A 25,138-nucleotide genomic window follows, 5' to 3' on the forward strand; every position below is an offset into this window, starting at 1 on the left:
TTCTCGGTAAGTTTCGAACGAATTCCGTGGAGATTTAAGAATGAGTTTTACATTAATGGACCTAAGTTCTGAAAACTTTGAGTTTCAGACGAACGTATGGCATTGGAAGACCGCACTTGAAATAATTAAGAGTTTTGACCTGATCAGCGAGGGCAAAGTGCGGCAAATGGCATATAACGGGACCGGTTTTAAGCTCGAACGTGAAGACGCGCATTTGATCGGCGAGAAGATCCGCGATGAGATTCTTCCTCGGCTCGCGCCGAACAAGAGGATCTTCGCGGATTTGACGATCACCGACCAACCGGACGACGGAACGCTGTACCGCGACGGTGACGAACAGTGGAAGAACTATTCAGCCACATATGACTGGTTGAAGGATTTTTCCGAGTTCTGTCTGAGATCGAAAGGGTTTCAAATCTATTGATGGAATACCTGCAGCAAAACTGGATCGAGGTTCTTCTTTTAGTTACATTCGCGACCGTTCACGGTTATTTTGGCGCCTGGCTTGCGGTCAGAATGCTGTTTCGGCCGCGACGCCCGGTCAAGTTGCTCGGTCTGACGATCTTTCCGCAGGGGATGGTTCCGCGACATCGCGAACGACTCGCGAGCGCGATCGGCAAAGCGGTCGGCGAGGAACTGGTTTCGCAGGAAACGATCGTCGAAGAATTGTTCGGCAAGGAATTTCTCCGCAAAAAGATCCAAGGGGTGGTCGACTCCTACACCGAGGATCTCGTCTCTCAAAACTATCCGTCGCTTGTCGAAGCGCTTCCGGCGAACGTCCGTGAACCGGTGCTCGACGCCATTTCGACTCTTCAGCTGAAGATCGCCGAACATATCAACGAAGTCCTCAGCAGCGAAGAAACCATCGATTCAATAAGTGAGTTCGTCGAACGACGTGTCGACGAAGCGATGTCGCAGAAGATCTCAGACGTTATCGACGAGGAGAATTTCGAGAAAACTCTTGAGTTTCTAAACGAACGCATCGACGGTGCGCTGCACTCGGAAACATTCGAACAGAAGATCCGCGAGTTCATCGGGCGTCGCGTCGACGATCTGACGAATCTCGAAACGCCGTTAGGCAATCTGTTCACCGAAGAATCGATCGCGTTGCTGAAGGAAAAAGCCGGTGAACAGATCCAGCCGCTCGTTCACGAACTGACGGAACTCGCGACCGCCGAACGCACGCGAAACCAGATCAGCGCGCTCATCAAGAAAGAAGTTCACGAGTATTACGAGAATTTGCCGTTCTTCAAAAAGATCTTCGTTTCGCGCGACAATTTGCTCAAAGATGTAGACGATCTCGTCAACGAGAGCCTTCCGCGCCGTATCGAAGAAACGCTGCGCGGCGATTTCTTCGCCATCGAAGCCCGTGCCTTCCTCGATGGCGCGATCGACAACGCGCTTGGCAAGCCGCTTCCCGTTTTGATCGGTCGGATCGCTCCGGACCAACTCGATCGTCTCAAGGCGCAGATCAACAAAAACGTACTCGCGCTCTTGCAGGGCGAACATATGATGGCTTCGGTTTCCGGATATCTCACGGAGACACTCGAAAAGATCCGGCCGCAAAGTATCGGAGCGATCCTTCAAACGCTTCATCCGAACGCCGACGTGCGTTTGAAGCGGATGCTGTCGAAGGGTTTGCTCGGAATACTCTCGCGGGAAGAGACGACGAACATCATCAACTCGGTGCTGTCGAACCAGATCGAAGGGTTCCTCTCACGTCCGATCGGAAGGCTCTCGAATCACATTTCAGAAGATCAGGTTCGGCGGACAGGGAAATCATTGACGGAGACGATCATTTCGGCGGCGAAAGAAAAGCTGCCGGAAGCGATACGTGAATTTGACGTCGGCGGCGTCGTTCGCGAAAAGATCAATCATTACCCGGTCGAGAAACTCGAGTCGCTGATTCTCTCGGTCGCCAAGGAACATTTGCGGACCATCGAACTTTTCGGCGCTTTCTTCGGAATGGTCATCGGCATTGTCCAATCCTTGCTTGATTACCTCAAGTTCATCGGGGTGTTTTCCTGATCGCATCTGCGATATGAACAGATTCTGTCTATTGTTGGCTCTTCCCGCGTTACTCTTTACCGGCTCGTGCCGGAAACCGCCTTCGCAGGATGTTGAACACGCTTTTTCAACCGAATCCCGAAGTGAGTTTGGATTTCACGGAATCAACGCCGGCGGCGCGCTCGATTTGATCGTCACGGTTGGTGAACGCGTTTCGATAAGCGTGGAAGGGAAGACCGATCTGCTGAAAGAGGTTCGCACAGAAGTCAACGACGGGATTCTCGTTATCAAATCATCGAACAAGGTAGATTCTTCAAACAAGCCTCGTTTGAAGATCTCGATGCCTGAATTGCGCAGTCTTGAAATTTGGGGTACGTCGACCGTCTCCGTGACGAACATCGACAGTGTTTCGCTTAGAGTCCAGGTCGGAGGTTCGTCGACCGCCTCGATCGGTGGAAAGACGGAGAAGATTGAGGTCGGCGCGACGGGCTCGAGCGAGATCGAGGGCGTGAAGATGCTTTGCGTGCGCGCCGTCGTCCAGGCTTCAGGTGCGAGCAAAGTGACGCTTTCGGTTTCCGAAGAACTTGACGCCGAGGCGCTTGGCGCGAGCAATGTGATCTACGTTGGCAAACCGAAATCAATTAAACGGAACATCGTCGGCGCCGGCGAAATTCGAGAATTGTGAAATTGATTCGAACTTTTGCTGATGGGAAACCGTTCTCATTTTTGGATCAGTCATTCATATCCGGAGGTTCTTATGAAAAAAATCGGTATCATCATCTTTATTGTCGCGATCGCGCTCGGCGTGGCGCTCGCAAACGCATTCTCGTTCGGAAAGGCAACTTCGCATTTCTTCAATTTTCAGTTCGGCTTTGGAGGCGTCAAAGGATCGGGCAATGTCGTCACGCAAAAGCGCGACGTAACCGATTTCAAAGCGGTTCAGGTCGGCGGCGCTTTTGACGTCGAGATCGTCGCTCAAAAAGAATTCGCGGTCGAAGTCGAAGGTGACGATAATCTCCTCGAGTTGATCAAAACCGACGTGAGCGGCGAGACACTCGAGATCAGAAGCGAAAAACGCTTTTCGACGAACGGTCGCTTGAAGATCCGCATCAGTGCGCCGGACATCGACAAAGTCGATCTTTCAGGTGCCTCGACCGTGAATCTTGTCGGCCTCAACAACGATTCGCTGCGAATTGAATCGAGCGGCGCATCGAAGATCAAGGTCAACGGCGTGACGAAAGACCTGGTCGTCGATATGAGCGGCGCCAGCAAACTGGACGCAGCCGATCTGAAGTCGGTCAATGCGAACGTCGACGCCAGTGGCGCGTGCCATATCATCGTGGCTGTTTCAGGCGATCTCAAAGCCGACCTTTCCGGCGCAAGCAAAGTCACGTACAGCGGCAATCCGAAAAACGTCGAGCGCAAGGTTTCGGGGGCAAGTTCGGTCACCGGCAATTAGGTTCTCATCATTTAAGACAAGTTCCGCGGCAATGAATTTCGGTTCGTTGCCGCGTTTCTTTATGTCTCAACCGCGAACGTTCGGATTCCTCTTACATCTCCGGCCGCATCGATTCCGACTACAAGAACGTCCACGCGAATGGTCCCGATCTTGTAAACTCTGAGACCGGACAGATTCGATTTCAACAGATCGCGAAGCCGCGTGAACCGTTCGGCGTTGTTTCGAACGACGTCATTCGCACCATCGTATACGCGGGTCAATCGACCGAAGTAATCGTCGAATTCCCGTTCTTCAACGGGTGAATCAATTGGTTTTCCGATCGCCGCCACGATAATCTCCTTGGAAAGGCCCTTTCCTTCCAACGGGATAAAGAAAGGTGATATTTCGGCGTCGGTCTCGCTCAGAAACCACAAATTTTCCACCCTTTTTTCGAGTTCTGAAACAAATGCCCGGATACCCGAAATTTCTTTTGGATGAATTGAATTTTTTTTGCTCATGTTTAGTGATTTTTGATGTCGGACCGCTTCAAAACGCCGCGTTTTTTTATCTCTTTTTTCTTCCAAGTGCCTGTCAGAAAAAGGCCTTACGGACGTTTCGAGCCGGATGAATTTTCGCTGTGGAAATCACTTGCAAACCCATTTCCATTATGTTAGTCTGTGACCCGTTTCGAATAAAAGCAATTCTTGTAAAGTATTGAAAACATTAGACTTAAAGTGTTACTTTAGCTTTTAAGCAAGTTTCCACACACCTGTGGAAAATGCTGTGGAAAACTTTAACACGGAGTCTTCGAATTCCTGAAAGTGCCTTAAACGGAAAGGGTTTCTCACTTGTTCACAGATTGCTTTAACAAACTCTCAACATACGTTTTTTGCGAAGTTCTGCTTAAGCGTCATACAGAACGGAAACTGACTGATTTTTTGGAGATGGTTAATGGAAATTTCGGCTGAAAACAACAATGTCTGGAACAGCATTCTGCACGTTGTTGAAAGGCGCCTCAACAAACATATTTTTGACTCTTGGTTTCGCCAGATTCAGTTCCAGGAATGCGACGAGAAGGAACAAGTCTTACATCTCAAGGCAAGTCCGGTCACGATTGACTGGATCAATTCAACGTATTCCGAATTGATCAAACATACTCTTCGTGAACTCGATCTGCCCAATTATCGGATCGACTGGCAGATTGAACCGGTATCGAAAGAGATGATCGTTCCCGATGAAGACGAAGATGATTCTTTTTTCGCCGAGCCAGTCGCTCCGGCCGTGGACATCCGTCCCGGACGCGTTTCGACGAACTTCGTCGATATCGAACCGATCGAGAACTCTCTCAACCAGAAATACACTTTTGAAAAATTCGTCGTTGGAGCGTGCAACGAATTCGCACACGCTGCCGCTCTCGGAGCGGCAGAATCACCCGGGAAGACATATAACCCTCTTTTTATCTACGGCGGGGTCGGACTCGGAAAGACCCATCTGATGCACGCCATCGGACATTCGATCAAGGAACGGAACCGGCATTTGCGGGTCGCATACATCACGTCAGAGAAGTTTATGAACGAACTTATCAACGCGATACGTTACGACAAGACGCAGACCTTTCGTGAGAAGTATCGATCGATCGACGTACTGCTGATGGACGACGTTCAGTTTATGGCTGGCAAGGAAAGAACGCAGGAGGAGTTCTTTCACACCTTCAACGCGCTGCATAACGATCAGAAGCAGATCGTGATCAGTTCGGATTGCCCGCCGCGCGAGATCCCAACGCTTGAAGAGCGTCTTCATTCACGATTCGAATGGGGTTTGATCGCCGATATCGAACCGCCAGACCTCGAAACGAAGGTCGCCATCCTGAAACGAAAAGCGGATCTTGACGGATTCACGCTCCCGGATGACATCGCTATGTTCATCGCCGGCAAAGTCCGGAGCAACATTCGGGAACTTGAGGGTTCGCTCGTCAGATTGGTCGCGATCTCTTCGCTGCGCGGAATGCCGATATCGAAAATGCTGGCGCAGGACGCGATGCGCAACGTGGTTGACAACGAGAGCGAAGGAATCACGATGCCGCGGATCGCGAAGACCGTGGCGGCGCATTATAAACTCACCGTCGAAGAAATGAAGTCGAAGAACAACTCGCGTCAGATCGCGGTTCCGCGCCAGGTTGCGATGTATCTTTGCAAACGTTTGACGAAGCACAGTTTCCCGGAGATCGGACGCGAGTTCGGCGGCAAGCACCACACGACGGTGATGCACTCCGTTGAGAAGATAGACGCGGTAATTAAGGACGACAGAAATTTCCACAGAGTTGTAAGTGAGCTAATTGACAGTCTTTGCAGTTAGTTAAAGCCGGTTAAACAGAATTCCTTCCACAATGGTGGTTTCGGATATGTTGTTTTTATTCAGCAACTTAAACAAAGTTTTCAACAGTTTCCACAGGCGATGCCGAAATCGGGCTGTGGATAATGAGGAAAACTTTCGGACAGGGTCGGGCGCGGTGGATTTTCACATTGATTCCCACAATGCCTGTGGATGGATAAGTCCAGTGTTGCGCTTGGTTTGAGTGGTTTTTCCACATTTCCACAGGCACCTACTACTACTATTAATTAAAAAATAGAGTTTAAATTATTAGAATCAGTAAAAGGCGTGGAGTGAGATCGTAGGATATAATCGCCTAAAACCAGAAAGCGCAGGAGTGAGAATATGGAATTTGTAATCAAGCAAAGCGTATTGAAAGACGAACTCGGTTTCGTACAGGGAATTGTTGAGAAAAAGTCGACGATCCCGGTTCTTTCGAATATCTTGATCGAATCAGTCGGCGAAAACACGATTCGCATCGTCGGCACCGACCTTGATGTTACGATCCGCTGCGAAGCCGAAGCTGAGATCAAGCAACCGGGTTCGATGTGCATTCAGGCGCGAAAACTTTTCGACATCGTTCGTTTGCTGAATTCGGGCGATGTTCATTTCGTCAAAGAGGAAAGTGAATGGGTTCGAATGCGCTGTGGCAATTCGAAGTATCGATTCGCCGGGGTTTCGCGGGAACAGTTTCCGGAGGTACCGTCGTTCCGGAGCGCGCCGCTCAAACTTTCCGCCGAGGTTTTCAACCATTTCATTCACAACACCAGTTTCGCGATCACGAACGAACAATCGCGTTTTACGCTTTCCGGCGCGAAGTTTATGCTCGACGGCAGTTTCGCGAGGATGGTCACGACCGACGGCCATCGCCTGGCATTTATCGAAAAGAGCCTCGCATCCGGAGATGAGTCCGAGTCGATGGACGCTTTGATTCCAAAGAAGGCCTTGCTTGAACTGGTCAAAATCTCACGCGATTCATTCGGCGACGTCAGTTTTGGCGAAGATCCGAATCATATCTACTTTGAAGTCGACGGCCGATTGCTGATCACGCGCAAGCTTTCGGGGACCTTTCCAAATTATGAGATGGTGCTGCCGACGGACAACGACAAACTCGCGATCTTCGACGCTGAAGAAATGAAGAACGCCATCCGGCGCGTTGCGCTGATGGCCGACGAACGGACTCGTTCGGTGAAAATGACGATCCGCGAAAACGAGATCGAGATCAGCGCCCAGAGTTCGGAGGAGGGAGAAGCCAGTGAACGCGTCGCGGCCGAGTATTTGGGCGAGGAAGTTGCGATCGGTTTTAACTCACAGTATCTGCAGGAATTTCTCAACGTCGTCAGTTCCGGGGCGGAATCCGCCGAGAACGTGAAGGAAAATGAGAACGATGGCGAAACGGTCCGTGTGAAAGAAACCGCAGTCCGGCCGATGATCGCGTTCGAATTCAAGGACGGAAACGGACAGACCGAAATGCGTGTCGCCGGCGACAAACTATATAATTCGAAATATATCGTGATGCCGCTCAGAGTATGACGGGCATTTATCGAAAAATGACAAGATGTAGAGCCGTATGCCGAGCACCGCGAGGCATTCGGCTCTCTCAGTCAAGCGTCATCAACGGAAAGACAACGAACGACAGTTTGAAACGCATCTAAACCGTCGAAGTTTGCCCCGGATTTATCTATAATTACGTTTTCGTTGAGGTAAGGAGACAGAATGAGATCAGCAATATTTTCGTTTTTCTGCGCGGTCGCTCTAAGTTTGACGTTCGCCGTTGCGGCCAACGCTCAGGTTTCAACTTTCAGCAACGAGAACGTCGAGTATACTTTCGATCTTCCCAATGATACCTGGAAGATTCTGGCCGAACCATCGAAGATCAAACCGAATGCCGAGTATGTTTACGGCGACCGTCTGAGCGGATATTTTGAAGTCCGAAAACTGGCGGTCAAGGATGATTCGGTGATGTCCGATATCATCGCGGACGAAGAAACGAAGTTGAAGTTCATTCAGGGTTACATCGCCGGTAAGGAAGAGCCGTTTTCCGGTAAACTTCGCGGTACTGTTTTCAATTACGAATTTCTCCGATCGGGTCGAAATATGAGCGGCCGGATCTATTTTCTAAAGGCCGATGCAACCACGGTTTACACCGTTCGTTTCACCGGATTGAAAGAGAAACTCATCGCGATCCGTAATCAGACCGATTCGATCGCGCGCACTTTTCAGGTGAAGAAAGACTAGTGGAAAACAATGAAATCATTACTGTTGTCCCGCTTGGGGTTTCTCAGCAATGAACAACTTACCGCCTGAAGGCAAAATGTAACCGTTCTTTCCGACCAAAAGTTCATCGAACGAACCGACCTTTTTCAAACGCATCGCGCTCGTCTCGCTTTCGTCCAATAATGTCACGATCCTAATATCGAACCGTTCCGCTTTCTCAAGTAGACTCCACGCCGTCTGACCGTTGACCTCGTATCCGTCGCGAAGAAGTTCGGCCAAACGCATAGAGTTCGCCGCGTTGAACCATTTCAGAAAATCCGGTCTTCCAAGCCCTTCAACGCACTCAGCGATCAGAACGATCGTTCCGCCGTCCCGGCAGGCCCGTGACGCGGCTTCGAGAGTCTTATGAGCTTGGATCATATTCAGATCGAACGGAGAACCACCGCAACTCGCGATGACAACGTCGCGTCTTTCATTGATCGAAACCGTGTGATCCGCTGCGAACGTCTCGCAACCCGTGCGATGCGATTCTTTCCAATCTCCGCAGAAGACCTCGATCGCTTCTCCGTGATCGTTGACGATCGTATTGATCGCAAACGAGGGCGCCACGTTTGACGCGACCTCGAGAAACGCCTCGTGAACCGGGTTTCGGTCGAGTAATCCGGGTCCGACCCCTTCCCGGCGCGTTAACTTATCGAAATCGAACGCCAATCGATGGGTCGCGGCGATCGTCCGCGCCGAAGCAAGACCGGGACAAACGAGTTTGCGTCCGCCGGTGAATCCGGCGAAATAATGAAACGCGATGCCGCCGACAAGAATAATATGGTCGTTGTCGACCAAGGCGCGGTTTAGTTCGACCGGTTCATTTCCGATCTCACCGAAACTCACGAACTTATCCGAATCGAAACCCGCGAGCTGCATAAGATCGCGAGCGTTGTGATCTAGAGTTTTGATTCGCTGGAAAATAAACGGAGTGAGAAGTTTTCGCTTTTCCTCGGGAGTGACTCTTCGATGGATTCCGGTCGCAAAAATGATGCTGATCTCGTACGGCGCGGTCCCGTTGGCGATAAGACGTCGAACAAGCAGATTAACGATCGAATCGCAGGCCGTCGACCGCGTAGCGTCGGGAACGACGATCAGGACCGACTCGCCCGGACCAACGATTTCCTCGAGCGCCGGCGAACCGATCGGCTGATCAAGACTCGCCCCGATCTGAGCGTCGGACAAGGGGTTGGCCTCGGAAACGCGTCCGAGAACCTCGAAATCCTCCTCCGGGGCGTCAAAGGAAAATTGAGAATTTCCATACCGAACGCTGAAATGCATAGAATCAGTTGGAGTGATTGGCAGACTTCACCTTCAGTTCAGATTCGAAACAATTCGAGCCTGAAAAGCAAAGGTGGGATTCGGCCGAGTCATCATCCGGAGTTTCCATTTGAATAGTAAGATGATCGATCCCGAAGTCGTCGTGGAGCCGCGTTCTCAACGCTGCGAGGAGGTCCTTCTGCGACACGGAGTCGTCGTGAATGATGTGAACGCTCAAAGCCTCGATCCCCGAAGTGATCGTCCAAACGTGCAGGTCGTGAACGTCCTTAACATTCTCGGTTTGCCTGATCGACTCTTCTACCGCCGCAAGATTGATATGCGACGGCGTACCTTCGAGCAGAACGTTTACAGATTCACGTATCAGATTCCAAGCGCTGTAAATGATGATCAGACTGATAAGAAGACTGCCGACCGCATCGGCCCAATTCCAACCGAATGCAACGATCAACACGCCTGCAATGATCGCCGCGACCGAACCAAGCGCATCTCCGACAACGTGAAGCCAGGCTCCGCGTAGATTAAGGTCGTGTTGATGATCGCCGTGCAGTAGAGCAGCGCAGACCAGATTAACGATCAATCCTCCGACCGCGATCAACGTTAGCTCAATTCCTTTTATCGGAGGCGGGGATGAGAATCGTTCGACCGCTTCGTAGATCACAAACAGGGAGATAGAAACCAACGCGATGCCGTTAACAAACGCCGAAAGTATTTCAAGCCGATAATAACCGAACGTTTTCTGAGGCGTCGCCGGACGGGAAGCGAACCATATCGCGGCGATAGTCAGAGACATCGCCGCCACGTCGGTGAACATATGGCCGGCATCGGCGAGCAATGCGAGCGAATTGGCGAACCAACCTCCGACCGCTTCGGCGAGCATATAGACAAACGTCAGCCCAAGCGCGAGTTTCAGTTTCGTAATGCTCCGCGCATCGCGTCTGCCGTTCGAATGTGTATGTGTGTGGCTGATAGGGCAAAACCGAGAACCTGGAAGTCGGAGCGGCGCACGGCGACTTCCAGGTCCAAGCTTCGTTTACTGTGTATCTCGGCGCCGTTCGATTATCTCCTGTGTGTTCTTGGGAACATTCGAGAAGAAATTGTGACCGGTGAGCGCTTCGACCGCTTTCACGGTCGTACGGAACTGGCGCCACGGCGTACTGGCCGTAACCGGAGGCTGATTGGGAACGACGATAGCGATCGTCCGCGTTGCTTTGTTGACGCGCTGCAGATCGTTGGTTCCGTTCGGAATGATCAGCACAACTTTCCAGGTAACTTGGGGGACGACGATCCTTCCGGCGGCGATCGTTCCGGCATTGCCCTGGCCGCCGGAAAAGATGTAAAGCTCGTTGCCCTGATCCGCAACCGTCCGACAATAATTTTCGAAGTCGTTCCAAGGACCCTGGTTGTTAGCCGGAAGTTGAGGAACAAAGTTCGTCATCAGGAATGTCGCCGAATTGTCGGGAATCGAACGCGTCCGGTCACCGGAAGGGCACATATGGCCGCGATCGTAACCCGATCCCGAATAATCGTTATCCTGAACCTGATACCAACCCGCCGGAACCGCCGGATCACCGCGATAGTCGTCCTGACGCGGTGCGGTGCCGACCCAAGTGCTGTCAAGCCGCCACGCCACCCAATTCGGAGTCGCCGTCGCGCGGCTGTACGAGAGCGAATACTGAGCCTTCTGCATCAGGTAGTTGTTTTCATTTGCAATGTCGGGAGTTGCGCCGCTTGGGTTACCCAAAATCAGAGGATCTTCATCCGGAAGAGGCGCGTTGATCGTCAAATTCTGATTCAGGTTCACCGACCGGGCCTGCGCGTCCGACGCAACCGCAGTGACGATTCTCGACCCGCCGGAAGTTCCGGGCGGGACCGTAGCGAGAAACGAAAACACGTTGTCGTTGGGCGTTACATCGCCGTTCGTGCCGTTATCAAAAAATGTCTGGGAAGCAGAACCGCCGATGTCCGAAAGGTTTCCGACAACAGTGATTCCCGTACTCGGCGGCGAAGTTGCCGGAATCACTGAAACCGTCAAAAGTGTATTTCCGCCGGGCGTAATGGTCGCGGGATTGGCCTGAATTCCCGCCTGGAGATTTCCTCCGAGGTTGCACGAATTAGCGGGAGTTGCGATATTTCTCGGTGCCGGGGCTCCTGATACGAAATCATTGAGATTGTTGTCCGTATCGGTGCAACCGCCGCCGTTTCGACGGATCGCGGTCGTTGCGGTGAGATCAACCGCACGCGTTCCTTCAAAACAACTGGCGGTAGCTCCATAACCAACCAGATCGACGATTGTCGGGTCTACCGGACACGTCGAAGCCGGAAGCCTGACCGTCGAATTGACCAATGCGAGTTTGCCGGTCGTGCTCGAAAGATTCGGGATAAACGTGTTTCCGGCATTGTTTGTGACCGCCGGAGCGATCAGGTCAGGCGTCGGCAACGCAGCGCCAGTGGCACCGCCCGAAGCATACTGAATCAAATAATACTGTCCGGGCTGAAGCGTAACGTTACCGAGCGGCGTCACCAAAAACTCGGTGCCGCCGAACGAAGCATACTGCGTCGACCAACCGCTCAGGCTGACGGGCGAATTTCCACGATTGAAGATCTCAACGAAATCGTTTGTGTACTGCGCGCCCGTCAATCCGCCGCCTCCGTAGATCTGGCTGATCACCAAATTCGGAGAAACGAACGAATCTCCGTCACGCGCCTCGACAGACCTGTCAAAACCTGAACCGAATGCGAAAAAAAGAGCAAGCGCTACAACGCCTGAAAAACCAAAAGAAATATTCTTCATCAACCGTTCCTTACAATCAAAATAACCGGGCGGGGAAAGTTTAATTTGTAGCACAAAAAACAACGCATAAAAAGGCGAACCGAATAACTACGGGACAAAAATAGACGGCACGGCTACGTCTCCCGCCTGACCGAAGGCAACGGAGAACGTGGAACCCGAAGATCCGATGTAGTACCAAACTCCCGATGAAGGGCGGTAAAACCCGATATCTCTGACTCCGTCACCATCAAAGTCCGCTTGAAGCGGCTTGTCGTCCGGCAGACCGAATTGGGTAGTCGAAAATCCGGTTGCACTCTTCAGCTGGTACCAAATTCGTTGCGACGGCCGGAACAGGCTCAGGTCTGTCCGTCCGTCACCGTCAAAATCCCCGGGTACCGGCCGGTCGCCATTTACTCCGAAATTCTCGATTCTCACTGTCCCGGAAGCGCTTTGATATATGTACCAAACGCCCGTCGAAGGGCGAAACACGGCGACATCCGCCTTTTGATCGCCGTCATAGTCCGCCTGAACCGTAAGATCTCCGCTCAGTCCGAATCTCTCGATGCGAACGAGCGAATCCGAACTCTTGAGGATGTACCAAACCCCGTCGGAAGGTCGAAAAACCGCTATGTCAGACTTGCCGTCGCCATCGTAATCGGCTGGCGTCGGAACGTCCGAAGCAAGTCCAAAGTTGATAGCCGAGATCGAGTTGCCGACGCTCCCGAGTATGAACCAGGTTCGGGTCGATGATCTGAAAACTGCGAGGTCGGTTTTTCCGTCGCCGTCATAATCGGAATTTACCGGCAAATCGCCAACGCTTCCCCACGAGTTGTTCGACGGGGAATCATTCGAACTGCGGCGAACAAAAAAGTCAGGTTCTGCCGGATTATCGCTCGGCCGGAAGAGACTGAGATCGGTCCGTCCGTCGCCCTCGAAATCGAACGGAGCGCGCCTCGCGGCCGTCGCGCAATCGCATACATAGCCGTCCGTGACCGAAATGTTGTCGATAAACTGTCCCGTCCGGAACGTTCCGATATCGGTTCCGACCCGCCAGCGCAACTGCACGTTGTTGCCGGCTGCGGACGGCGGCAGTTTCGCCTTCGACGTGATCCACTCAGAAATCTGATTTACTCCGCTGCGTCCCGACCAACCGCGGCGGCCCGCCAGCGGATTAGAGCAGCACGAGTCGATCACGCCGTCGTAGCCGCCGGTAAGGAACGCACCGCCCGCGGTTTCGATATCCTGCCAAACGCCGGCGCCGATCTTGATCTCGAGCACCGAACCGTCATAGAGCCGATTGCGAAGAAACGTCGTTTCGAGTTCGTACCAGTTTCTGAACTCAAGCTCTGCATTTGGCGAAACAACGGGAAATCCCGGTGAAACAAGTTCGTTGAGTCCGATTTGATTCGGATCGGGTGAAAACGCCGAGTTCGGCGGCGATTGGATCTGGTTGACCGACGTCGTCCAGTTCTGCTGCGCCCCGGTCGCGGACGTCGTCCAACCGACCGGAAGCGCCGGTGAATTCGCCGAATCAAAATTCTCGGAAAAAGCCAACCTCGTGCGGCCGGCACGGATCGGGATCGTGACCGTTCCGAGATCCTCGGCTCCGTCGTTCAGGCTGAACGTCAAAACAATTTCCGCGCCGCAGTTCAAGTTTGGAGATGCGGTAAAGGTAAATGGCCGGGCGACACTTGGTCCGCCAGGCGGTAGCGCGCCAAAGTTCTGGCCTGCTCCCGGGTTAATTATGCCGCCGGACTGTTGAAGTACGGCAAAAAGGTTTGAAGTCGCGCTCGCCCCGGCGTTGCGAAAGGCAATGTTCATCGTGACGGTTTCGCCGGGTTCGACGGCGTTGTTTACGGCACAGCTTTCGGCAGCGATCTCGACGCCGGAATTCTCCAGAACGGCGATCGGTTGGAGCGAGAAGTTCTCGACAATGGTCCCGCCTCCGGACGCCGAAACGCTTCTGGTAACCGATCGAAAACCTCTTGCCGACGCACGAAGTTCGTAGCTCGCGCCCGGGATGACGAGAAGTTCGGCGTAATTGCCCAATGCGTTGGTCGAGCGCGAATAAACCGAATCTGCCGTGATCGTCGCGCCTTCGATCGGCTGTCCGTTCGCGGCGTTGGTTACCGTTCCGGCGATCCTCGTTCTCACGTCATCGACGCATTCCGAAAAACGAAACTTTCCGATTCGGGTCAGCCAACCGAAATCGCTCTCTTCCTGGCTCTCCAGACTATAGTATTGATTCGTGATCCAAAACGAACAGTCGTCGACCGGATCGACACTGAGACCGCTGTAGTCTCCCCATCTAAACCCGAAAGCCGTTTGAACTCCCGTTCCGATCATCAGATCCGACGGTATTCTGAATGTCCCGGGCGTTTCGGTCGCCAACCTTCCGGTGTAACTGATCGCCGGCTTTTTTGCTTCGTTGCTCGAACTATATCCGACAGCGAGGTTTCCCTGATGATCTTGCGCCGCGGCACCCATAAATCTGGACGTTTCGACGCTCCCGATCGTCGCGGCTTCGGAGACGGCAAACGGCTGGAACGGCGGAACGGAAAGCAGATTTCGCCGAAATTCGTAGAGCCGGACCCCGGCGCGATAGGTTTGGTTCGCGGGCGTGACGCGTACCGTTTGATTGAAGACCAACGAATCGAATGCGCCGAAGTTTCGGTAGGCGACGCGGTACATCAGACGGTCACTTTGTGAGTCAAGCTTTTCACCCGGCGTCGGCTGCGCTATGTCTTCACGGCCCGCCGGGCTCGTCGGGTCGAAGGGCGCGACCGCGATCGGACTTTCGGGACGCTCGGAAAACGTCGAGTTTTCGGGATTGACGAAATCGGCTTTGAAATCGAAAAGCCTGATCGCGTCGGCCGCTTCCTGATACTCGGTCGCCGTGTAGCCGACAAAAATATTCGCGGCTCCGGCCGGCGGCGCGCGCAGTCCGTCAAGATCTGACGGAAGCAGACCGCCGATTCTAAGTGTCGTCGGTGACGCGAGGTCGAAATAGATGTAACTGGCCGTTGGATCGCCATTCAACAGCTTGGACCGGTCGAAGGCGAAGACTCCGCTGCCCGCGTAATCGCTGCCGACGAACTCGTCGGTTGACATATAGTACCCGTCCGTCCAGACTCCGAACTTCGCATAGTCATTGAGTTTGACGTTCGGCATCACAAACTCGTATATGAAATACTCGCCGGTCGGATCACCGGTCTTCGAGATCGCGACCATTTGCCGGAACGGCGGTGCCTGTGTGCAGAATTGACTCAATATCCATCGATTGGCAAGCGGATCAAAAAGGACGATCGGATCGCCGTCGTTGCGCGTCGAGCACGGCGTTCCGAGAGGCGCGAACAGGCTGCTCAGCTTAAATGGCGGCGTCAGGGCGTTACCCGACTTGTCGAAGACCCTGACCAACAGGTTAACGGCCTGGACGTAATGATCGAATCCGACATCCCCGACGGTGTCGGGCGGCAGAACGCGAAAACCGTAAGCAGCTGCGTTGTCATTTGAATTCAGACCCTCAAAGCTGAGCAGTGGGGCAGGCATCAGCAGCGAGGATTGATCGGCAAGTCTGTTGAGGCCGTCCTGAGGAGCGTTTTCGATCTGCTTGCGAAAGGGAAGATTGTTCGGGATTTCCAGCGCCTTCTCATCCGCCGTCTTTTTGCCCGTAAGCGAACCGTCGGGAACGGCGGGCCCAAAACTGCTGACCCGCGGCGAAACGCCGGCGGCGGCGGCCCTCACGTTTTGAGGGTGAACCTCACCCAAACCATTTTGAGAATAAGTCCTTGTTTCGATCAGCCCGCCCAAGAAAATGATCGCTGAAATCACGGTGGCAATCGAAGTTAATTGAATCAAACGCCTCATAAAACAAACATCGGACTTTGAAAGAATAATAGCAAAGTTGATTCAATATTCAACGATCCATATCGTTAAAAATTGTTTGCAATTTTCAACAATGTTTTCTATAGTGGTTATGCGGTCGCTCTCGGGCGGTCGTTTCTAAAACCCAACCAAACGGGATCTTCAGCTTTCTGTTCCTCTCTTCTGACTCCAAAAATCATTGTGCAGACAGAGAAAACGCCGACTTTCGGGTCATTCCGTTCGCGCTGGATCTTCGTGATAAGGAGCTACGATGTCGATAAAAACAGCTTATTCCAAATTCTTCGTTCTCGCGTTCGCCGTTGTTCTGATTAGCGCCGCTTTTCTCGTTCAAGTTGTTCAGAAGTCGGCCGCGGCCGGAGTTATCTCCGGAACGGTTTACTATGATTACAATATGAACGGTGTGCGGAACACGACCGGCGCCTTTCCCAACTATGCCGTCGACGCTGGCGTCACCGGCGTGACGGTGACGGTTTACGCATCGAACGGGGCCACTAAAACTGCGACGACCAGCGCAACCGGAACTTATAGCATCAATACCTCTGCCGCCCCAGCGCTTCCTGTGGGTCCTTATCGTGTCGAGTTCACCACTCTTCCGAGCGGTTTCTCGCCGACAATCGCCGGCTCGAGTGACTCGACCACGACGCGTTTCGTGAATGATGGCGGTTCCGCCACAGTCGACCTCGGCGTTGTCAGCGGTACCACCTACAGCGAGAACATTCCCTTCCTGATGACCCAGGTTTACAACGTCGGCCTCGGCGGTTCGGCACATACGATCGTGAGGTTCCCTTACAACTACGCCGACGAACTGGACGGCCGGCTTAACAGCGTCGATCCGACATCCTGGACGGCCTCGCCTTCGAGAACGTCACTTCTTTCGCCGACCGGCATCGCACTTGTGGACGAAGTCGGTGCGACTTTCGGTCTGACCTGGAACAGCCGCACGAAACGCGCGTACGCTTCGACCTTTATGAAGCGCGGTGCGCGACTCGGTGACCTTTCCAGCGAATCGACCGGCGCGATCTATATGATTTCCGATCCGAACGGCGCGACACCGACGTCAAGTCTTTATGTTGACCTTAACGCCGTTTTTGGCGCGAACACCGCCGGCGCGAATACTCATCCGGTAGCTTCGACACCTGACTGGTCGGCCGACAACGCGACGATATCGGAAGTCGGCAAGCGCGGTCTTGGCGGTTTGAGGCTTTCAGCCGACGGCGCAAATCTCTACACCGTCAATCTCGCCGACCGGCGCCTTTACGTAATCCCGACAAGCGGTACTCTCAATTCGACGACGATCACCCGATTCGACATTCCGACGACCGGACTTTCGACCGGCGGCGGGAACTGTGCCGCGGCGGACGTCCGTCCGTTCGGCGTCGGGCGAGATGCCAGCGGACAGATTTACGTCGGCGGCGTGTGCTCCGCCGAGTCCGAAGCGGCCGATACGAAACTCCACGCTTTCGTGTGGCGCTTCAACGGTTCCACGTTTACACTTGTCGCCAATCAAACATTGACTTTCACGCGTGACGCGGCGACCGGCGAGAGCGGAAACTGGCAGCGTTGGGCGAACACGACCGGTGTAATTGCGCGTCCGGCCCCGATGCTGACCGACATCGAGTTTGACGGCACGAGTATGATCCTCGGACTTCGCGACCGTTACGGCGATCAGGTGGTTTTCCCTGATTTCTACCGCGGTTACGGCGACATTATGCGCGTCTGCCTCAACGCCGGAAATTATGTCTTTGAAACCAACGGCAGCTGCAACGGCGCCGGCGGCGCCGGCACGGGCACCAACGAAGGGCCCGGCGGCGGCGAGTATTATGCCGATCTCAACGGAGACGGACGTGAAGAAGGCGGCTGGGGCGGATTGACCCAGGTACCTGGATACAACCACGTTGTGACGACGTTCTACGATCCGGTCGCGTTTAACTCAGCCGGAACGCGCGTAACCAACTACTACACGGGCGGCGTCCAACGTTATTCGAACTCTACCGGTCAGTTGCTCGGCGCGTATGACGTTTATCTTGATGCCGATCTCAACAACTTCGGCAAAGTCAACGGTGGCGGTGATTCCGAAGTGCTCAGCAACGCCGCCCCGCTCCAGATCGGAAACCGAGTCTGGAACGATACAGACTCTGACGGCGTTCAGGATCCCAACGAAACCGGCATTCAAAATGTTGTTGTACAGCTTTGGGAAGATACGGATGGTAACAATACCGTCGACACTCAGGTCGGCACCGCGACGACGACGGCGAGCGGCATTTACCTTTTCGGCGGCCCTAACAACGACAATATGGCCGCGACGACGTGCAGCGCCGCCGGCTCACTCAATCTCAGTGTTTCGGGTTCCTCCGATGACGCCGAACAGAATGCCGGAACGAATTCGGTCAGTATCACTGGCAACGACTTGGAGTTGACCGCTGACGGCGCGACGCAGCAGATCGTCGGTGTCCGATTCAACGGGGTCGGCATTCCGCAAGGCTCGACGATCACGAGCGCCACGCTTGAATTCGCGCCGCGCTTGGGCGGCGGCGTAACCGGAGCCGGAAACCCGACATTCTCGATCAGAGGCGAAAACTCAGACAGCGCGGCGACTTTCACCACTACGTCGAATGACGTCGGCAGCCGCTCGTTGACGACCGCTTCCGTAAGCTGGAATCCCTCGGCGACTTGGCTTGTCGGAACGCCGGTTCAATCACCAAGTATCACAAGCGTCGTGCAGGAAGTCGTCAATCGCGCCGGATGGGCGAGCGGAAACTCGATGGCGTTCGTGATGAGCGGCGCGGCGGCGAATAACTATCGACGCGCTGAATCGTTCGATGGAGTCGCATCAAGCGCACCGCGACTGCAGATTCAGTACTCAAACTGCAAACGAAGCGTTGTTCCCAATCGCCGGTACGAAGTTCGTGTCGTCTCTTCGAATTTCTCAAGCGGACAGCCGCTTTTCGGCCGAACGCTTTCGCCGACCGATAGCGACGGGTCGGCAAACGGCGACAGCCGCGATTCGGACGGCAGCCTCTCTGGTGGAGGTTCGGCTGTTTCGCTGCTCACCGGAAACATCGGTCAGAACAATCACACGTACGATTTCGGTTTCTATCTTGCGCCGACGGCGGCCAACGTCTCGCTCGAAGGTCGAGTCGCGACCTCCGACGGACGCGGAATCAAGAATGCTTACGTGTTCCTGACGGAAGAAAATGGCACGACCCATCGCGCCATCACCGGAGCTTTCGGATACTACCGATTCGACGAGGTTCCGGCCGGCCAGTCAGTTGTTGTCAGTGTTAGTTCGAAGCGTTTCGTCTTCAAGCAGGATTCTCAGGTCATTGGCCTTGAGGACAACGCGACCAACATTGATTTCTACGGTGATCCTCGCTAGACGATCTCCAAAACCTAAACACTCGGAACGGTCTTTACGGCCGTTCCTTTTTTTTGACGGTTGTCGTCTAACAAGAAAGTCCGATCTCCTTTTGAATCGTCTGAGTCCCGGTTGTTATGATGAGACGGTTTCTCGACAATGATTATCGAATTGATCATCTTTACGGTCGTCTTGAGCATCGACTCGTTCTCCGCCGCGCTCGCGCTTGGTTTCCGCCATTTCAGCCGCAGGCGGGCATTCCTTTTCGCCTGCAGTTCCGGCTTCGGGGAAGGTGCGGCGGCGGCGATCGGCTTTCTTCTCGGGAGCCTCGCCCAGAACTTCATCGCTCAATACGATCATTGGGTCGCCTTCTCGCTGCTTTCCGCTGTCGGCGCGCATATGTGTTACGCAGCCTACAGGGAAATTCGATCCCCAGCCGAGGAAACGGCGGAAGAGCCGAAAAAGCACAGCATTTTGAAGATCATCTTCGTTTCGAGCGTTACGAGCATTGACGCGCTGGGAGTCGGGGTTTCTTTGGGACTGGTCGATAAGCCGATCTTTCTCTACTCGACTCTGATCGGCGTCGGTGCGTTCTTCGCGACGTATCTTGGGCTATTTCTGGCAAAGAGAATCTCGAGCCGATTCGGCGGGAAGATCGAATTTGCCGGCGGTGTCGTTCTGATTCTGCTGGGGATCAAGATGCTTACGATCTGAGTTCCCAAATCGTGACTCGCCACTAGCGAGAGCGATCAAACTCCCAAGAGTTTTTTCAACGGTGAGTCAATTCCGTACTTCTGATAATAGGTCTTTCTTTGACTCGACAGAGCGAGAATTTGCCGGCTTGCAAAACGGTTGACTTCTTCGTACTTTGGATGCGCACCAAGCTTGTCAAGAATTCTTTTTAGCGCTTCGAGAACTCCAACGACAAAGATCTTCGGGGACGGCAAATCGGGAACCGTAACTTTTCCCTGACCGTATTCGAGCGACATCAAAAACGGATAATCGGTGCAGATTTCCATACAGGCCTTATGATAGGCGCTGGGAAAATTCAATTTCGCCATCGACAGAGCACGATCGGCCGTTCCGAGCAATTCGCCGACCAGTCCCAACAGAACCTTTGTCTCTTCGGCCGAAAGCGCCTTCGGCTTTGCTTTGGCTTCAACTCTGTTCGTGAACTCAAACGGCAAATTCGGTAACGCCGGTTTCGCGGTTGCGGTCTCTTCGATCCTTACTTGAACCGGGTTTCCGTTCGAAAACACCTCGGTTGCCGCCTGAGCAACTGCGGCCGCAACTTTCGGACGGGCAATTTCGGATTTCATTTGAACCTGCTCGACAACCACTTCCGTTTCGGCCAATGTCTGATACACGTTAATGATTCCGCCAGGTTCGCGTGAACGGATAAGTATCCGCTGCAATGCTTCGTCGCCTTCGGCTATCCTGCCGGCGATCTGATCATACTCGCGGACACGCATTTGATTTTCCGAAGAGACATAAATGTCGGCCTCATAACCGCTCAATTCGATGCGCACACGTCCGGCAAACTGCCTCCGGCGCAAATAACGGATGAGCGCAGGCAAATTGACAAAAGAAGTATCCAGGTTTTCGTGTATCGGGCGGCTTTTCATTTCGGTCAACGTACAAGATCTTCGGATTCAAACCAGGAAGTACTGGTGCCGGAATTAAAAAATACTAATAACAACTGGTTTCCATTGCAACTTTGGTAGATTTCGTTCAAAATTCGCAAAGTTTCACTCCAAATCAAACCTGAACCGGAAAAATATGAATCTTTTTCGAACAAAATCTATTACTCAGATTCAATCTGACGCGGCAGCCGGACTAGCCGACCACGGTCACGACGGCGGCGGACTTAGGCGAACACTCGGACAATTCGATCTGACAATGATGGGAATCGCCGCGATCATCGGCGCCGGCATTTTTGCGATGGTCGGAAAAGCATCGTTCGACGGTGGACCCGCAGTTATCTTTCTGTTCGGTTTCACTGCGGTCGCCTGCGCCTTTTCGGCGCTCTGTTACGCCGAGTTCGCGTCACGGATTCCGGTCGCCGGTTCGGCTTACACTTATTCCTACGCGAGTTTGGGTGAACTGATTGCCTGGATCATCGGGTGGGATCTGATCGTCGAATACGCGATCGGGAACATCGCCGTGGCGATCTCGTGGAGCGACTATTTCACCGGTTTGATGAAAGGCTACGGACTCAACATTCCCGAACACTTCACGATGGACTTCCTGACGGCCAAACGAGGTTTTGCGGCCGTCAACGACGCTGTCGCGGGCGGTGCGACCGTTGACGCGCTCAAGGCGGCGTGCGATGCGAAGGACGCCCTCATAAGTTGCAACCAGTTCGACGCTTACAGCGCTTGGGCGAACGCGCCGCGGCTCGGCGACATTCACGTCGTTATGGATCTGCCGGCCTTGCTGATCACTTTCTCGATCACGACCTTGGTGTTCATCGGTATCCGCGAATCGAAATGGGCCGGAAACGCGATGACGATCCTCAAGATCGGAATCATCTTGATGGTCATTTTTCTCGGACTCTTTTACGTCAATCCGGCGAACTGGTCGCCGTTTGCGCCGAACGGATTCACCGGTGTAATGAAGGGAGTTTCGGCGGTCTTCTTTGCGTACATCGGTTTCGACGCTCTCTCGACGACGGCCGAAGAATGCAAGGATCCGCATCGCGACCTGCCGCGGGCGATGATGTACTCGCTGATCATCTGCACGATACTTTACTGTACCCTGGCACTGGTGCTGACGGGAATGGTCACCTACACGAAGCTCAATGTCGGCGATCCGCTGGCGTTCGTTTTCGGCATCGAGGGCGCGAACATTCAGTGGGTTGCCGGAATCATCGCGATCAGCGCGGTGATCGCGCTCGCGACCGTGTTTCTCGTGTTTCAGATCGGCCAGCCGCGCTTGTGGATGGCGATGAGCCGCGACGGCCTTTTGCCGAAGAAGTTTTCGTCGATCCATCCAAAGTTCAAAACGCCCTGGTTCGCGACGATCATTACCGGTTTCGTCGTCGCTATCCCTGCGTTGTTTATGAATCTCACGGAAGTTACGGACCTCGCCAGCATCGGAACCTTGTTCGCATTCGTTGTCGTATGTGCCGGCGTTCTCTTCAAGGACGAGGAGTTCGGCCGCGAGAATCGCTATGTTCCATACATCAACGGGCAGTTCATCATTCCCGGACTCGTTTTATTGGCCGCGGCGCTCCTTTATTTTCTGAATCCGGACGCTATCTCGAACTTCGTCAAGATCGTGCCGGCCGAAGGTGAAAGCAGCTGGACGGCATTTACACACAAGATCCCGATGATGGTATTCGTCATCCTTTGCATCGTGATGTCGATATTCTCGGTTTTGCGCAAATTGACGTTGATCCCGGTTCTCGGACTCCTTCTCTGCGCGTATCTGATGACCGAACTCGGCGTTACGAACTGGATGCGGTTCGCCGTCTGGCTGCTGATCGGACTCTCGATCTATTTCGGTTACGGTTACGTCCACAGCAACCTTGCGATCGAGGAGGGCCGGGCACGGAAACTGAACTCGAATCTGATGATCGCGTCGCTTGGATTTATCGTTTCAGCACTCGGTCTTGCAGTATCGGCCTTCACGTTCGTCGCCGACCTGATCATCTGGGCCTTTCCGACATTGACCCGCGAATCGATCCTCACCTTCGAGGTCGGGATGTTCATCGTCGGATTCATCGTCGGACTCGGAGGCGTCTTTATGGAAAACGCGACCGCGAGAAAGAAAGCCGAAGGAAACTGATCGCACCTTCAGCGTTGCGAAGGGATGAAGGGCTCCAGTCCTTCATCCCTTCTTGTTTCGGAAACAGTTTCAACCCGAAGACCCGGTCGCCATCCAATCCGACTGATGCCGAACGGTGCGATCGTCTTTTTTTCCACGGATCAACATTGATAATTCCGTTGTTCACAATGTGATGATATTTCGAGTTCAGACTAATCCTTCTCATCCGGCTAATCTGTGTCCGTCTTTGAAAAAAAGACGTCCGATTGAAAGGTTAACGGGTATTTTGGGATAAACTCATTTGCACCAAACATTTAAGTTGCGTTTCGGGAGTTCGCCCCCGATAAATCGGATTTACAAAACTTTACGAAGAAAACTATTAACCAAACTCGCCGAAATTGCGTCTTATAGTGTGAGCCATTCTGAATTTTTAACTGTTAAGGAGCATTTTGTGATGAGAAAGTTTTTGTTTTTGACGGCGATCCTATGCGTTGCCGCGTTTTCGGCAGCAGCGCAGAAGACGACGGATTTTTCCGGAACCTGGACGCTCGATGTCAGCAAGTCCAAACTCGACGAACGCGCGCGCATCGAATCGATGACGATGACCGTTACGCAAACCGATAAGGATATCAAGATCGAATCGGCGACGAAGCGCCTTCCGCCTCCGGCAGACGCTTCCGGCGGAGGACGCGGCGGAATGGGACAAGGGCGCGGCGGCTTCGGCGGCGGCGACGGCGTTTTCACATACACGCTTGACGGCAAGGAGTCGCAGATCTCGCAGGAAGGTCCGATGGGCGCGATTCCGGTAACGCTCAAAGGGAAGTTTGAAGAATCCAAGCTGAAACTTAGTCAGTCGCGAACCTTCAGTACGCAGATGGGCGAGATCACGATGACGACGAAAGATACGTGGACATTGTCGGACGACGGAAAGACGCTGACCGTGAACCGTGAGTCGGAATCGCCGCGCGGCACGAACTCTTCGGAAATGGTGTTCACGAAGAAGCCGTAACTTCAAAATTTCAGTTTTTCGTGAAGGGAGTCGTTCGCGGCTCCCTTTTCGTTTGCCGAACCAAACCAACTTGAAGTTTACGCTCGTTTGGTCGATTATTAGGTTGAGCTTGTCGCTATGCAAAACCGCCAAATCAACTGTGTCGGCGTGGTCGTCAAACCAAAGGACGAAGAGGCTTGGCGTACCGCCAACGAACTTTCCGTTTGGCTCAAGCACAAAGGCATCCGAACTATCGGCGAACCTCGCGCACACGAAGCATTGAGTGATATCGACAGCGTTGACTCAATGCGTTTCAAAGCTGAAGTCGATCTGATCGTCGTCCTCGGCGGTGACGGCACGATGATCTCGACCGCGCGTCTTATCGGCGATCGGGAAGTTATCGTTCTCGGAATCAATTACGGCAGCCTCGGATATCTGACGGAATTTCGCATCGAGGAGATGTTTTCGGCGCTCGACGAGATCTTCGATGGAAACTACGAGATCGACCGCCGCGTGATGCTTGACGCCGAACACTGGCGCGGCGAAGAGAAGCTGGCGTCGGGCCGCGTTCTTAACGACGTCGTAATCAACAAAGCGGTGCTTGCGCGGATCATCGAGGTCGAAGTAAATCTGAACAATCTTTTCGTTAACTCGTTTCGCGCCGACGGACTGATCGTCTCGACGCCGACCGGTTCGACTGCCTACAACTTGTCGGCCGGCGGCCCGATCGTTTATCCGACGATGGACGCGGTCGTGCTGACGCCGATCTGCCCGTTCACACTGACGAATCGGCCGATCGTGATGCCCGATTCGGCGGAGATCAAACTTGTGCTAAAGAACGACAGCGACGGCGTCGTTTTAACGCTCGACGGACAGGTCGGGTATCAAATGCAGATCGACGATTGCGTCAAGATCCGCAAGAGCGCGATGACATTCAACCTTGTCAGACCCCCCAATCGCAATTATTTCGACGTCCTCCGGAACAAACTGAAATGGGGACGCTGACCGATTTTGGAT

General features: G+C 53.5%; 18 protein-coding genes. 12 read left to right on the forward strand and 6 right to left on the reverse strand.

Annotated features, from left to right (window positions below; all coding sequences use genetic code 11):
- Nucleotides 1-40: 40 nt before the first annotated feature.
- The 4 genes from IPN69_07055 to IPN69_07070 all read left to right on the forward strand — a co-directional run bounded on the left by IPN69_07055 (nucleotide 41) and on the right by IPN69_07070 (nucleotide 3,466).
- Nucleotides 41-424 carry a hypothetical protein gene (locus IPN69_07055; protein ID MBK8810481.1) on the forward strand — a complete coding sequence of 128 codons (384 nt, stop codon included), beginning with the start codon at nucleotides 41-43 and terminating at the stop codon, nucleotides 422-424.
- Entirely contained in the window at nucleotides 424-2,028 is a 1,605-nt protein-coding gene (locus IPN69_07060) for a DUF445 family protein (protein ID MBK8810482.1), read from the forward strand. Before IPN69_07055 ends, IPN69_07060 begins: the two co-directional genes overlap by 1 nt.
- Before the next feature lie 13 nt (nucleotides 2,029-2,041).
- On the forward strand, nucleotides 2,042-2,692 hold the full coding sequence (locus IPN69_07065; protein MBK8810483.1) for a DUF2807 domain-containing protein: 651 nt from the start codon (nucleotides 2,042-2,044) through the stop codon (nucleotides 2,690-2,692).
- 72 nt (nucleotides 2,693-2,764) lie between these two features.
- Complete coding sequence (locus IPN69_07070; GenBank protein MBK8810484.1) at nucleotides 2,765-3,466, forward strand: DUF2807 domain-containing protein; 702 nt, start codon at nucleotides 2,765-2,767, stop codon at nucleotides 3,464-3,466.
- Between the two features lie 59 nt (nucleotides 3,467-3,525).
- Here IPN69_07070 and IPN69_07075 read toward each other — a convergent pair whose 3' ends face one another.
- Nucleotides 3,526-3,888: a hypothetical protein gene (locus IPN69_07075; protein MBK8810485.1), complete on the reverse strand. Its 363-nt coding sequence runs from the start codon at nucleotides 3,886-3,888 to the stop codon at nucleotides 3,526-3,528.
- A 508-nt stretch (nucleotides 3,889-4,396) separates the two neighbouring features.
- Between IPN69_07075 and dnaA the strand changes: the two genes are divergently transcribed.
- From dnaA to IPN69_07090, 3 genes are all read left to right on the forward strand, one after another.
- On the forward strand, nucleotides 4,397-5,800 hold the full coding sequence (gene dnaA, locus IPN69_07080) for a chromosomal replication initiator protein DnaA (protein MBK8810486.1): 1,404 nt from the start codon (nucleotides 4,397-4,399) through the stop codon (nucleotides 5,798-5,800).
- Between the two features lie 360 nt (nucleotides 5,801-6,160).
- Nucleotides 6,161-7,348, forward strand: a complete 1,188-nt coding sequence (gene dnaN / locus IPN69_07085; GenBank protein MBK8810487.1) for a DNA polymerase III subunit beta — start codon at nucleotides 6,161-6,163, stop codon at nucleotides 7,346-7,348.
- A 183-nt stretch (nucleotides 7,349-7,531) separates the two neighbouring features.
- The gene (locus tag IPN69_07090) at nucleotides 7,532-8,053 is read left to right on the forward strand and encodes a hypothetical protein (protein ID MBK8810488.1); all 522 of its coding nucleotides are present in this window, start codon (nucleotides 7,532-7,534) and stop codon (nucleotides 8,051-8,053) included.
- 18 nt (nucleotides 8,054-8,071) lie between these two features.
- Here IPN69_07090 and larA read toward each other — a convergent pair whose 3' ends face one another.
- The 4 genes from larA to IPN69_07110 form a co-directional block, all read right to left on the reverse strand.
- Nucleotides 8,072-9,355 (reverse strand): nickel-dependent lactate racemase, encoded by a 1,284-nt coding sequence (gene larA / locus IPN69_07095; protein ID MBK8810489.1) that lies wholly within the window; start codon nucleotides 9,353-9,355, stop codon nucleotides 8,072-8,074.
- A 4-nt stretch (nucleotides 9,356-9,359) separates the two neighbouring features.
- Nucleotides 9,360-10,232 carry a cation transporter gene (locus IPN69_07100; protein MBK8810490.1) on the reverse strand — a complete coding sequence of 291 codons (873 nt, stop codon included), beginning with the start codon at nucleotides 10,230-10,232 and terminating at the stop codon, nucleotides 9,360-9,362.
- A gap of 153 nt (nucleotides 10,233-10,385) precedes the next feature.
- Nucleotides 10,386-12,146: a DNA/RNA non-specific endonuclease gene (locus IPN69_07105; protein MBK8810491.1), complete on the reverse strand. Its 1,761-nt coding sequence runs from the start codon at nucleotides 12,144-12,146 to the stop codon at nucleotides 10,386-10,388.
- An 87-nt stretch (nucleotides 12,147-12,233) separates the two neighbouring features.
- Nucleotides 12,234-15,893, reverse strand: coding sequence for a VCBS repeat-containing protein (locus IPN69_07110; GenBank protein MBK8810492.1), 3,660 nt, complete (start codon nucleotides 15,891-15,893; stop codon nucleotides 12,234-12,236).
- A 367-nt stretch (nucleotides 15,894-16,260) separates the two neighbouring features.
- On the opposite strand from IPN69_07110, the gene IPN69_07115 reads away from it, so the two are divergent.
- Both IPN69_07115 and IPN69_07120 read left to right on the forward strand, forming a co-directional pair.
- Nucleotides 16,261-19,386: a carboxypeptidase regulatory-like domain-containing protein gene (locus tag IPN69_07115; GenBank protein ID MBK8810493.1), complete on the forward strand. Its 3,126-nt coding sequence runs from the start codon at nucleotides 16,261-16,263 to the stop codon at nucleotides 19,384-19,386.
- A 138-nt stretch (nucleotides 19,387-19,524) separates the two neighbouring features.
- Nucleotides 19,525-20,079, forward strand: a complete 555-nt coding sequence (locus IPN69_07120) for a manganese efflux pump (GenBank protein MBK8810494.1) — start codon at nucleotides 19,525-19,527, stop codon at nucleotides 20,077-20,079.
- A 35-nt stretch (nucleotides 20,080-20,114) separates the two neighbouring features.
- Here IPN69_07120 and IPN69_07125 read toward each other — a convergent pair whose 3' ends face one another.
- On the reverse strand, nucleotides 20,115-20,942 hold the full coding sequence (locus IPN69_07125; GenBank protein MBK8810495.1) for a hypothetical protein: 828 nt from the start codon (nucleotides 20,940-20,942) through the stop codon (nucleotides 20,115-20,117).
- A 202-nt stretch (nucleotides 20,943-21,144) separates the two neighbouring features.
- Between IPN69_07125 and IPN69_07130 the strand changes: the two genes are divergently transcribed.
- The 3 genes from IPN69_07130 to IPN69_07140 all read left to right on the forward strand — a co-directional run bounded on the left by IPN69_07130 (nucleotide 21,145) and on the right by IPN69_07140 (nucleotide 25,126).
- Nucleotides 21,145-23,154: an amino acid permease gene (locus tag IPN69_07130; protein ID MBK8810496.1), complete on the forward strand. Its 2,010-nt coding sequence runs from the start codon at nucleotides 21,145-21,147 to the stop codon at nucleotides 23,152-23,154.
- A 433-nt stretch (nucleotides 23,155-23,587) separates the two neighbouring features.
- Nucleotides 23,588-24,142, forward strand: coding sequence for a hypothetical protein (locus tag IPN69_07135; GenBank protein MBK8810497.1), 555 nt, complete (start codon nucleotides 23,588-23,590; stop codon nucleotides 24,140-24,142).
- 117 nt (nucleotides 24,143-24,259) lie between these two features.
- Nucleotides 24,260-25,126 carry an NAD(+)/NADH kinase gene (locus IPN69_07140; GenBank protein MBK8810498.1) on the forward strand — a complete coding sequence of 289 codons (867 nt, stop codon included), beginning with the start codon at nucleotides 24,260-24,262 and terminating at the stop codon, nucleotides 25,124-25,126.
- The last annotated feature ends 12 nt before the right edge of the window (nucleotides 25,127-25,138 follow it).

The organism is Acidobacteriota bacterium, from assembly GCA_016715115.1.
Lineage (GTDB): Bacteria > Acidobacteriota > Blastocatellia > Pyrinomonadales > Pyrinomonadaceae > JAFDVJ01.

Coding starts and splice junctions, on each gene's coding strand:
- IPN69_07055 (MBK8810481.1), top strand. CDS start 41: ATGAGTTTTACATTAATGGACCTAAGTTCTGAAAACTTTGAGTTTCAG.
- IPN69_07060 (MBK8810482.1), top strand. CDS start 424: ATGGAATACCTGCAGCAAAACTGGATCGAGGTTCTTCTTTTAGTTACA.
- IPN69_07065 (MBK8810483.1), top strand. CDS start 2,042: ATGAACAGATTCTGTCTATTGTTGGCTCTTCCCGCGTTACTCTTTACC.
- IPN69_07070 (MBK8810484.1), top strand. CDS start 2,765: ATGAAAAAAATCGGTATCATCATCTTTATTGTCGCGATCGCGCTCGGC.
- dnaA (MBK8810486.1), top strand. CDS start 4,397: ATGGAAATTTCGGCTGAAAACAACAATGTCTGGAACAGCATTCTGCAC.
- dnaN (MBK8810487.1), top strand. CDS start 6,161: ATGGAATTTGTAATCAAGCAAAGCGTATTGAAAGACGAACTCGGTTTC.
- IPN69_07090 (MBK8810488.1), top strand. CDS start 7,532: ATGAGATCAGCAATATTTTCGTTTTTCTGCGCGGTCGCTCTAAGTTTG.
- larA (MBK8810489.1), bottom strand. CDS start 9,355: ATGCATTTCAGCGTTCGGTATGGAAATTCTCAATTTTCCTTTGACGCC.
- IPN69_07100 (MBK8810490.1), bottom strand. CDS start 10,232: ATGCTCGCCGAAGCGGTCGGAGGTTGGTTCGCCAATTCGCTCGCATTG.
- IPN69_07105 (MBK8810491.1), bottom strand. CDS start 12,146: ATGAAGAATATTTCTTTTGGTTTTTCAGGCGTTGTAGCGCTTGCTCTT.
- IPN69_07115 (MBK8810493.1), top strand. CDS start 16,261: ATGTCGATAAAAACAGCTTATTCCAAATTCTTCGTTCTCGCGTTCGCC.
- IPN69_07120 (MBK8810494.1), top strand. CDS start 19,525: ATGATTATCGAATTGATCATCTTTACGGTCGTCTTGAGCATCGACTCG.
- IPN69_07130 (MBK8810496.1), top strand. CDS start 21,145: ATGAATCTTTTTCGAACAAAATCTATTACTCAGATTCAATCTGACGCG.
- IPN69_07135 (MBK8810497.1), top strand. CDS start 23,588: ATGAGAAAGTTTTTGTTTTTGACGGCGATCCTATGCGTTGCCGCGTTT.
- IPN69_07140 (MBK8810498.1), top strand. CDS start 24,260: ATGCAAAACCGCCAAATCAACTGTGTCGGCGTGGTCGTCAAACCAAAG.